10 protein-coding genes and 1 pseudogene are annotated in these 10,375 nt (G+C 52.8%); 1 reads left to right on the top strand and 10 read right to left on the bottom strand.

The genetic code is table 11. The features are described from left to right. Positions 1-168 precede the first annotated feature (168 nt). Positions 169-357, top strand: coding sequence for a hypothetical protein (locus tag D7S89_RS14085; protein WP_121278283.1), 189 nt, complete (start codon positions 169-171; stop codon positions 355-357). Between the two features lie 223 nt (positions 358-580). Here the strand turns inward: D7S89_RS14085 and D7S89_RS14090 are convergent, their stop codons facing one another. The 10 genes and pseudogenes from D7S89_RS14090 to D7S89_RS14135 form a co-directional block, all read right to left on the bottom strand. Beyond that, positions 581-1,555, bottom strand: a complete 975-nt coding sequence (locus D7S89_RS14090) for a UDP-glucuronic acid decarboxylase family protein (RefSeq protein ID WP_121278284.1) — start codon at positions 1,553-1,555, stop codon at positions 581-583. A gap of 154 nt (positions 1,556-1,709) precedes the next feature. Beyond that, positions 1,710-2,417 (bottom strand): dTMP kinase, encoded by a 708-nt coding sequence (locus D7S89_RS14095; protein ID WP_121278285.1) that lies wholly within the window; start codon positions 2,415-2,417, stop codon positions 1,710-1,712. Further along, entirely contained in the window at positions 2,417-3,322 is a 906-nt protein-coding gene (locus D7S89_RS14100) for a phosphotransferase family protein (protein WP_183085189.1), read from the bottom strand. The genes D7S89_RS14095 and D7S89_RS14100 overlap by 1 nt, the downstream gene beginning before the upstream one ends. Then, positions 3,315-3,896, bottom strand: a complete 582-nt coding sequence (locus D7S89_RS14105) for a metal-dependent phosphohydrolase (RefSeq protein WP_121278287.1) — start codon at positions 3,894-3,896, stop codon at positions 3,315-3,317. Before D7S89_RS14105 ends, D7S89_RS14100 begins: the two co-directional genes overlap by 8 nt. Next, positions 3,897-4,508, bottom strand: coding sequence for a deoxynucleoside kinase (locus tag D7S89_RS14110; RefSeq protein WP_183085190.1), 612 nt, complete (start codon positions 4,506-4,508; stop codon positions 3,897-3,899). 2 nt (positions 4,509-4,510) lie between these two features. Beyond that, positions 4,511-5,647 (bottom strand): glycosyltransferase family 2 protein, encoded by a 1,137-nt coding sequence (locus tag D7S89_RS14115; protein WP_147426651.1) that lies wholly within the window; start codon positions 5,645-5,647, stop codon positions 4,511-4,513. 144 nt (positions 5,648-5,791) lie between these two features. Beyond that, on the bottom strand, positions 5,792-6,961 hold the full coding sequence (locus D7S89_RS14120) for a radical SAM protein (protein WP_121278290.1): 1,170 nt from the start codon (positions 6,959-6,961) through the stop codon (positions 5,792-5,794). Positions 6,962-6,972: 11 nt separating this feature from the next. Next, on the bottom strand, positions 6,973-7,884 hold the full coding sequence (locus D7S89_RS14125; RefSeq protein ID WP_121278291.1) for a glycosyltransferase family 2 protein: 912 nt from the start codon (positions 7,882-7,884) through the stop codon (positions 6,973-6,975). After that, positions 7,862-9,004 carry a radical SAM protein gene (locus D7S89_RS14130; protein ID WP_121278292.1) on the bottom strand — a complete coding sequence of 381 codons (1,143 nt, stop codon included), beginning with the start codon at positions 9,002-9,004 and terminating at the stop codon, positions 7,862-7,864. The genes D7S89_RS14125 and D7S89_RS14130 overlap by 23 nt, the downstream gene beginning before the upstream one ends. Positions 9,005-9,827: 823 nt before the next feature. Then, positions 9,828-10,279 (bottom strand): annotated as a pseudogene (locus D7S89_RS14135) (IS21 family transposase); the annotation flags it as partial. Positions 10,280-10,375: the final 96 nt, after the last annotated feature.

Genomic DNA, 10,375 nt, shown 5'->3' on the forward strand with positions numbered 1-10,375 from the left:
AAGCGTCGCGTCGCTCAACGAAAGGTGAGCATTTTCGGGAGCTTCGTCATCGAACGCATACAGTGAGCAGCGAACCGAGCACGCCATCACTTCAGCATTCCACCCACTCTCCACAACCCAGCGTTTAGTATCACCCGCTTCATACGAGCTTTGGTGAGGCGCCACTGTGTGCGCCTTCTGACGAACCATGGCAACACGCGCACGATGCAGTACAACGCGAATGGCAATCAGATTCAGCAGCCGGACGGCTCCGGCAATACGATCGCGCGCACCTACAGCACGACGTTCAATGCGCTGCTGACCGAGACGGTCTACGCAGTCTGGCCGCCAATACGACAGCCGCCGCGCAGCTATTGACGACGCGTTACATGCGCGATGCGCAGAACAACGCATCGACGAGTTGCTGCCGTGGACCGTCGCTACGCTGTTGCCGCTTTGCGCTCGCGTCGAGCCCGTCCAATAGAATCCATCAACATCCGCTGTCAATAACCTGCGCTACGGGCAAGTCGAGTTTTGACTTCACCGAAATGCGCTTCATCTGTGAGGGCTGATCGGTATGGTGGGCGGGGCGCTCTGCGACCTATGCACCGAACGACATATCCCACGACGAAGAGGACAGCGTCATTGAGAAGTGCTCGATGGTTCTTTGAAGACCGTCCTTGAGTCCGACAAGCGGGCCGGCCCAATTCAGCCGCGAGATGGCCAAGCCAATATCCGGACACCTGCGAGCGGGATCGTCAGTCAGAGCTTTCGAAAATTCGATCGGGCTTCGCGACCCTGTCAACGCTACGATTGCCGTGGCAAGACTCACAATCGACATCTCGCTGGGATTCCCTATGTTGACTGGTCCGCGAAACGCGGTGGGTGCTTCCATGGTTGCGAGAATCCCCGCAACCATGTCGGAGATATAGCAGAAGCTACGGGTCTGCTCTCCCGTACCGTTGACGCGCAACGCGTTGCCAGTCAATGCATTGACGATGAACTCGGGGATCACACGACCATCGTGGATACTCATGCGGGGACCGTAGGTATTGAAGATGCGCACGATCTTCACTTCAACGCCAGCTGTCTCAGCATAGGCATGACAAAGGGCCTCGGCAACTCTCTTTCCTTCGTCATAACAACTACGTGGGCCGGTTGTGTTCACTGAGCCTCGATATGGCTCAACTTGCGGATGAACTTCGGGATCCCCATAAACTTCGCTCGTCGAAGCCTGGATGAAAAGGGCCTTGTTGGTCTTCGCGAGATCTAAAAGATGCCGCGTACCTTCGAAGTTTACGCGCAAAGTGTGGATGGGGTCTTTTTGATAGGTAACAGGCGAGGCTGCGCAGGCAAAATTTAGAATCGTGTCACAGTCGATCCTTCTCGGACTCGTGACATCACCCTCCACGAACTCGAATCTTGGGTTGGCGAGAAGGTGTCTAATATTTTCTATCGTGCCCGTGCTCAGGTCGTCAAGACAAATGACAGATCGCCCGCTGGAAATCAATGCATCACAGACGTGACTTCCAATGAATCCTGCACCACCAGCCACGAGAATGCGTTGTTTTGTCATTGTGTAGTCTTGCAATCTACGCACCTTGTTTGCAACGTTCTTGCATATCGCGGCGCGTGAAGTGGTGAATCAACTTGTTCGATCGCTTCCGCCAACCGGATGCCGCCGCGCGGTGCAATACAGGCCGCGTTGGAAAGCTATCAAGATTCGGCAATCAGCATCGGAGCGTGCATGAAACCAGACCTGTAGCGATCTGTTCCCAGCAATCCTCCACGAGAGCGGGGGCGGGGCGGGACGCATCCAGGATAAGAAGATTGGGTATCCTCGGAAACAACTCGTGCGCGAATGCACGCTCGTTCTTCTTCTTCTCCAGAAAGGAATTGTTGGCCTCAGCCGGGTCAATGAGCCCCATCTGGTAAGCCTTATGCAGTTCGCCGTTTCGACGACCGACTTCGTACTGGTCCATGGTTTCATAGAAAGACACCTTTCCGCTACGCGATAAGACCCGGCCCAATGCAATATGAGGTGACAGATCGAGATAGACGTAAAGATCCGGCTGGGGAAGCAATGCTGCGTTTGTGGAAGTGAGCGTCAGAGGGATGCCGGAAAACCGGTCATACAACCTGCCCGTGAGATCATATCGGTCACAAACCACAAGCTGTGCACGGGAACCGGCAACCTCCTCCATGGTGTACGCAGCGGAAGCCCAGAGACATGCGGAAAGCATCTCTCTGGTGATGCTGTGATGGGCTTCGAAATTCCGGATGATCGCCTTGACCATTGGCTGGTCGTGGAACGATCGCTTCAGAAAGCTTACATTGTGCTGCTTCGCGCGTGCCGCGAGCGCCTGAATCAAAGTAGATTTCCCTGAACCATCGGAGCCTTCGATGGCGACGAGGAATTTCACAGTGTTGGATTGCATCACGAAAGTCCCGCAATGCGGGCGGCATTGACCGCTTCGCTGAATTTACCCTTCCTCAACCACGTGGAAATCGAAAGTATCGTCCGCAGCTGAAGTGCTGCACCAAATATCCGCTCGCGGATTCCGCTATCGGACAAATACGAGGCCCTATAAATTTGCGCGATATCGGCTTGACCAGCGAGACTGAGTCGCAGAAAGGTGTACGCCGCGCACATAGCTGGATGCGTGAGGCGGCAATTCGGATCGACGATCACGATTTCTCCATCCGCATTCAGCAGGATGTTGTCCATGGAGAGATCCGAATGAGTCAAGGCACCGCCGCTTTTTTTGTGTTCCAAATCCGATTCGATGGTGCAGATTGCAGCGAAAAATTGTGAACGCAGTTGCCCCCGGAACATCTCGTGTTGCGCAATCTGTGCAAGACGCCGTTCCCATTCGATCTCCATTTCGCTGGAGAAAGTGTCGGCCACACCTTTCCACGGTTGTTCCCTGTCAGGACGACCGTATCCTTGTCCGGCAGCACGATGCATCAGGCTTTGCAGTCTGGCAATTCGCTTTACCATGTCAATTGACACATGGCCGGAACTGGCGAGCGGTACGCCCTTCACTCTCTCCATGACTAGAATGTCGGGCCTATGGTCGTGGACCGTGTCGTCAACCAGCAAGACTTTGGGTACTGGAACACCGCCGGCTCGCCAGGAATCCAGGAAGTAGGCCTCCGACTTTGCCGTGCCTGGGGCAATCGTAAGCTTCACGACCACAGGAAGACCGGACGACCGCTGTATCCCACCTAGGACTGTCGATTGCCCATTCGATAAAAGCTGCAGATCATGAAACCCGCCTTCGCACCGGCGAACAAGCAAGGAGTTGATAGCGGCCAGCGACCACGATGAACCATCACTCAAGTGTATATCCATAGTTTCCTATTTCCGGTGCCTGCTCGCGAGGTCTGTAAAGCGACGAAAAACGTTCCATGAACAAATTCTTGGCTTGTATCGGATTCAATGGAACGATCCTTTCGGGGAGTGGGGTAAAGTCCCTCAATTCGTCCCAGTTCGCTGGCTCATTAAAGGTAAGGTCACGCAGTTCAGTATGGAGCACGCGTTTGTCTGCAATCTTGATCTCCCCAGCCAGCGGGTAAGTGATTCCGAAACGCGCAAAAAGTGCCGATTCAACCCTCCTTTCAATCACCTGATAGTCGGGAAGAAGCATTTTGAGCGGCTTCGGGACATCGCCAACCAGGGCCTCAGCCGCATCGTGCAGAAGTGCATCGAACTGCAGATCACTTCTTACGCTCATGCTTACCAGAACACTATGCTGTGCGACGGAATAGAAGACCCGACTATGTCCGCCAAAGCGGCAAAGGTTCGAAAGCGAGTGTGCGATATCCAGAATGGAAATCTGGCTGAGCTCGGGCTCCAGCAAATTGTAAAGTCCGCCGCTGAAAGTAAGTACTTCGGCCTGTTTAAATTGTGTCATTTATGACCTTCGTGAGCGACACAGTTCATAGACTTGCTGTGAAATGTCATCGATTGACTGCCGTGCATCAATATGGTGCAGTAAGGTTGGATGCCTTTGATGCACGGTTGAAAAGTAATCCGCAAGATGATTGTTGAATAGGGAATCCATCAAGATGGACTCCCTTGCAATCGAACGCTGGTTCCGAGCCATCGCCTCCTCGTCAGGAACGCTCAGGTAGACGATGAAATCCGGCCATAGTATCTGCTTTAACGATGGAACCATTCTTTCCGCCAGCGTGGTGCATCCCTCCAGAAGCGTCACGGACAATGCATAGCAATGAGCCAGAATGCTGTGGATGCTTCGGTCGAGCAAAAAGACCGGTGTATCCGCGTTTCGGATGCGATCAGAGCGAAGCGCATCCAGACCAGCAAATGTGTTGAGTGCTTGAGCTTCCTCCTGCAGATCCTGGGGTAACGCGCGGGGGAGATTTTTGCCTCCGCCAACCATGTCACAGTAATCAACCATATGCGCGAACTGGTTGGGCCAGCTGGCACAGAGCGAGCGCGCAAGCGTCGTTTTTCCGGCACAGCTTCTTCCTTCAATGGCGACAATCAAGGAGGAATGAGACAATTTCAGCGCTCCGTTTTGCCATTGTCGATGGAATTTGCCGCAATTCGCAGTGCACCTGAAATTCCCGCTAGGCCGAATAACATGCAACTGATCGGATAAAATGCAATATGAGCGAATGATGCTGCTGTTTTCAGTCTATTCATGAAAAGCTGGACAGTGAGAAGCTGCATGAGAACGATTCCGCAATAAGCCGCAACGAGAGATTTCACAGCCAAGGAATCGCATGCCAACAACGCCCATAAGATGAAGGGCGTAATGAAAGCGCAACTCAACCATTCCAGCGAGATGAGCGCCGCGGATAGCGACAACTGAAAGGCATCGATCGGTGACCGATGTCCGTAGCGCCTGAAGTAGGACAGGAATCGGCCTGGACCCGCATACCAGCGTGACAACTGGCGAAATTCCTCCTTCGGGTCCGGAGGAACCTCGGCGTTGTCCAGACTTTTCACCGGAATCATCGGCTCACCACGCACACACAGTTCAAAACTGAATTCCATATCCTCAATCGGTGTGCGGGCGGGAAAGGGATGTTGTAGCAGGAACGAAAGCCGCACGCAAAGACCGTGGCCCGTAACATGCGTATAGATGCGGCGCGCAAGGAAGCTGCCCTCGACTCTGTTAAGCAGTTTTCTGAGTTCGTGGGCAAAGACGAATCGATTGGCGCGCAAAGCGCCCGCACCAGCGAGCAGTGTCGAAAAGTCGATCATCGATCGCAGCTCGCGCCGGGCCTGAAAGCTGGATGATTGATGGAAGATATTTGCGCCAGGATGGCGGTCGATGGCGGCATTGAATGCCACCAGCGTATCCGGCTGAGGGCGCGAATCGGCATCGTATATCAGCCCAAAGGTGTGCTTAAGTTGCGTGTCCCCAAGCTGGCTCGCTAGGCGAACCATTGCGTAGTTGAGCTGATCCCCTTTCAGACCATCCTGATGTGGGTAGTGAATGTGCAGACAGCGACCGGACAATGCCAGTCGGGCTGCCATGGCTATCGTATCTGTATTCGATGCGACGGCTGTCCCGACGCGCTCTCGTTCAGTTGTTATGACCACGATCTGAACATTGGCAATCCGCATGAAAGCGCTGAAATGATCGACAGCAGACTCGATGTTCGATGTTTCCCGAAGCATTGGAAGAAGCACTAGAAACCTCCTGGGCGCCTCGTTCTCGAGCCGAGAAGTATCCGTGGCTGACGAAATGAACTTCCAGCTCCGGAAGATTGCACGGAGCAGACAGGCATTCCGAATGATTAAACATGCTACGAACGCTGTTATGATCTGCGCCAATTATTTTCTCCGTGTCGCGGGGAGATTGACGCGCACACCAGCTCGATTTTCATCGGTGCCGTTGAATTGCGTGATGTTGGCGAGTGGGCCAAACTCCACTGCGCGCGCAGGGAAAGGGGCACTGCCTTTCGCGTATTCGTGTTTCGCCTGCTGCTTGATATAAAAAATGGGATCTGATATCAATTCGCCGCTGTACGGAACAGCTTCTTCGGCTCCCCATCGTGCCAAATATTGAGCATGAAATCCGTCACATATGTTTCGTGCGGCGCAGTTCTGACATTTCTCCGTGTGGATATACGAGTGACGAGCCTTTTGCTCTGCTGATGCCGAGTAATACCATTCGTGCGACGGTTGCCCATTTAGTCCACGGTCGTACCAACTATTGTAATCCCACTCATGAACGTCATAGGGTAGCTGGTAACCGGTAAATGCATGTGATTCGAATCCCTTCAGCTGGCAGATTGGCATATATCGAACATTTGCTTCGATGCGGTATTCGTTGCACAGGCGTAAGGCCGGTCCAAGATATTGCATGATTTCAGAATGTCTTGCCTGGAAAGGAATTTCAGGTGCGCTGCGCCACTCAAAGTAAGGATTGAAGGTCAGGAAGTTAATGATTTTTACGTTTTTTGACTTTGCCAGTTCAACGATGGCGGACAGATCGCATAGGTTGTCGCGGATCAGGATGCAGTTGAAGCGGATCGGAATTTCAAGTGCGTTCAGGTTGTCGATTGCCTGTACCTGGCGATCGAAATTCTCAACGTCGCGGCCATGCAACCGGGCTACGTTTTCTCCGATGCCGTGAATAGACATGAGGAAGTCGTGAACGCCGGCAGCCTTGAACGCCTCAGCTCGCTTGCGGTCGGCTAGGTGCATGCCATGAGTGATCAATGTCGGCCTCAGGCCGATGGAAGCGCAAAAACCGACTATCTCGAATACTCGCGGATGAAGCGTCGGCTCACCACCCATGAAATCGACATATTCGTTTTCATAGTAGAACCGGAATTTTTCCAATGCGTGCTTCGCATCGTCGAGCGGCAACCACAGCTTGTCCTTCTTGTCGACGTTCTCGTCGTAGCAGAATTTGCACTTGATGTCGCACTTGAGACCCAGCCAAAGTACCCCTCGACGTGTCAGGGATCGACGATCCTTCGCGATGGTATATTCCATTTTTTCGCTACCTAGATATAGAATTGTCGGTGTTTGAATGCACCCTTGATGCTACCCCACCATATTCCGGCGGCTTCAACCAGCTGAGCAATAACTTTCTGAATCGGCGTGACGCGACCAAGCAACGCCATCACAACAGCGCCGGGCGCGAGTGCAATGGCGAGTAGGGCGCGCTTTAAAGGGTAAGAATTCAGGACAAATTTTTGTCCCGTCAGGCGCTTATACTTTGCAAACAACAACACTTGGTATTCCGCATAGAAGGCAAAGCGCTGAAAATGCTTCCTGAGCGTGGATCGGTCCTCGTGGTAAATGATGGCTTCCGGTGCCAGTCCTATGGTTTGTCCGGCGTATCCGAGCTTGTAGCAGATGTCGACGTCAGCGCCGGATTTCAGTTCCTCGTCGAAGCCACCAACTTCACGCACAAGCTGAGCCCGGTAGGCGACATTTGCGCCAACGACGTACGGATAGGGTGATGCGGGAAGGTAGTTTAGGAGCGATTGCCCGTTGACGATCGTTATCGCCGCCTTCTGGATCCACGTACTCGTGGATGCCTTCCTTATTGCCCCGCCTACTGCGCCATGATTCGAGTTATCGAGCGATTCGATCAGCTTTCGCACCCAGGTATTGGCCACAAAGACATCCGCATCGGTCATGAGGATGTATCGTCCCCGGGCGTGCTTCAGTCCAATGTTCCGAGCTGTTGCGGAGTTGGGGGTAGCGATATGGAAATAGTGGATGATCATGTCCTCTCGAAATTGCTCACTCACGTCTTCCAGATCACGAGTACCATTCTCGATAACCAGAACCTCGAACGTATAGGGCTGACAATCCTGGGATCTCAGGGTTTCGAGCAGCCGACCCAATCGCAAATCGTTGCAGACTGCGATCACTACGCTGGCATCAATTTTCGGTTTCGAATACATTGAATTGTCGACATAGCTTTGGAATAAACCCGACCGTCTTGTTGCGGGGGGAGGAGCATTTCACGCAGAAATCGATGCGGTCTCTACGGAAATCGGAATAGCCGGACCCGGCCCAGACTTCCGTCAGCGAGTGCCTGGACATATCTCCAACTTCTCCTTCGTGCGAGATCTCGACCAAACAGCACGGCAGGACCTTTCCATCGGGCTCGATCAATGCGTAATGCTCGGGCGTCCTGCACGCCGCCTTAGCCGCCTCGGGGTTCGGCCAATAGATGCCTTTCGAATAATTTTCATCGGAATTTTCCGGGGAAAAGAAGGTACTCATCACCAATTCGGCATTGGTCTTGACAATTTCGTAAGGGGATTTGTCCTTGATACGTCGCAAAATTTCAGGAACGATTTCATTCCGAAACTCCTGTATTTGATCCACGGATAGCAAGGAGCGCCCTTCCACATCACCGTAGACATTCATAAGATAGATCGAGGCGATCCCCGTTTCCAGGCAATGCGAAAACAAGTCCGGTAGTTCCCGGTAGTTCTTGTTGGTAATTACCGTCATATAGTTGATGCAGAAGTCCGGGTAGTCCACTGCAACGGAACCGACGGTTGCAATGGCGGCCATGATTTTCTCTAGCGCACGGCTGACGCCCCGCAATTCCTCGTACAGAACTGGATCGAGTGTATCAACGGAGAAGTTCCAAGCCATCAGACCAGCGTCGATTAGTTCCCGCACCTTCGCAGCGGAAACCTGGGTGCCAACGGAGTTCATGAAGACGAACACACCTGGATGCTTCGCGGCTGCCCTTATGACCTCTGTGAGGTGTGGATAGAGAAGCGGATCTCCACCGCTCAACTGCATCGATTCCATGCCCAGGGCGGCGGCCTCGTCGATACTTTGCAACGCCATTTCTAATGGCATGTGTCCAGGATTGAGCTTCGCAGCTTTGGCGTTCATTTCTAGGCCGAGTGCGCTCATCCTGGTGTCACGTACCGGGATGACGCGCGCCTTGTTTTTTTTCAGTACCCCTTGGTAGTAGTCCTGGCGAAGATCACAGTAAGGGCATTTGTGAAAGCAGTAGACAGTAGGTTTTATAACCAACTGCTTGAGGGCACGCGGCATTTCGTTCAATTTTGATTTTCCTCTGATATGCTAGATTTTCTAGAGGCTAGCCTTGCTAGGAGTCATGCGGGCAATTCATGATTGCTGCAATTTGATGCGAACATGAACCGCCCCGGGTTTTTCAGAGACCGCCGAGTTTGGCGCCATGCCGCGCAAGCGATCAACGCCTGATTCCAACTGAAAGCCTCCTCCGCTCGGGGGGGCGACATATATCCGCGCGGACCGAGCATGGGGCGGTGTCTGTACCAGCGAGCACATTCGAGCGCGCGAACTAGACGTCCTATAAGTTTCGCCACAACCCGTGCACTGAGTAATCTAGTTCGCGATTTTTTCGCCGACGTCACTCGCATTCACGATGTCCGAGCAGAAATCCATAAACATGGCGCCTCAAAATATAAAGGCGCCACGCTGGTGCCACCTATAAAATATTAATTACCAACGCAATTGGCGGCCTCTAACGTCGAGTCGGGGCAGAATCTCGTCAACACTAGTGCCCCAGAGATGCTGAGGATCTCTTCATCGGTGAGTTCTCGAATCGAAAATTCGCTATCCAGCTCCAAGTCATCCATAAAAACTCCTAATTAAGATGCAAAATTACTGGAGATCATCATCTCCAGATTGGCAAAAATTGCCAATTCTGCAATGTCGTCGTGCTTGTAAATATGCTTTATGGGTCATTCCGCGATGTTGAGTTTTTTTGATTATCCGCAAATTACGGCGTAGGTCAATATACCGTGATGCGTCGCGTAGCAATATTCGAATTTAATATTTTCTAATTTATTTTTTGAGTGAGATGATTTTTTTAAAAAGGCGGCCGGTGGGCAAGCCGCTCCTTGCTGTACTCGCGTGAGAGCGACAGCAGTCCAACGCATACTCGGTCACCCATCTCGAGGTGTGGCCGGTTGGTCTGCAGATGTTCGACTATCGCCTCGGTGCCGGGGCCGACGGAGGCGCCGCGGCTCGTCAGGCTTCGACGCCATAGTGTATGACGTGGGCGTAGACCTCTTGATGCACGAGGCTGTGCTGGACGTTTCAATTGCGATGACCGGCTTCAACGTGAAAGTCGATGTTGACGCTGCACTTCACGAAAGCCGCAATTTCGTAACGGCGTGTCGGCAACAGGCGTAGTACCGACCGGTCGAGCCGCTCGAACGATTCGCGACGGTTGTCGTTGAGCTTTTTGTATGAACGCTGGTTCAAGTCGCCAACCAGCTTGCGAATCGCATTGTTCTGCTCGGCCAGGCTCTATAAGCGATGGTTGCGCCACAGGGCGAGTGGAGCAGCCCCCTGAAACACCGGACACAGTCTCCCACTTAAAATAACGAGTAGGCATAAGACTGTGTTTTTGACTAACACCAAGCAGGAAATGAT

Origin of the sequence: Trinickia fusca (genome assembly GCF_003628145.1) — a bacterium.
Lineage (GTDB): Bacteria > Pseudomonadota > Gammaproteobacteria > Burkholderiales > Burkholderiaceae > Trinickia > Trinickia fusca.

Excerpts from the sequence above, each read along its gene's own strand:
- D7S89_RS14125 (WP_121278291.1), bottom strand. The coding sequence starts at position 7,884 with ATGTATTCGAAACCGAAAATTGATGCCAGCGTAGTGATCGCAGTCTGC.
- D7S89_RS14095 (WP_121278285.1), bottom strand. The coding sequence starts at position 2,417 with ATGCAATCCAACACTGTGAAATTCCTCGTCGCCATCGAAGGCTCCGAT.
- D7S89_RS14130 (WP_121278292.1), bottom strand. The coding sequence starts at position 9,004 with ATGCCGCGTGCCCTCAAGCAGTTGGTTATAAAACCTACTGTCTACTGC.
- D7S89_RS14090 (WP_121278284.1), bottom strand. The coding sequence starts at position 1,555 with ATGACAAAACAACGCATTCTCGTGGCTGGTGGTGCAGGATTCATTGGA.
- D7S89_RS14120 (WP_121278290.1), bottom strand. The coding sequence starts at position 6,961 with ATGGAATATACCATCGCGAAGGATCGTCGATCCCTGACACGTCGAGGG.
- D7S89_RS14105 (WP_121278287.1), bottom strand. The coding sequence starts at position 3,896 with ATGACACAATTTAAACAGGCCGAAGTACTTACTTTCAGCGGCGGACTT.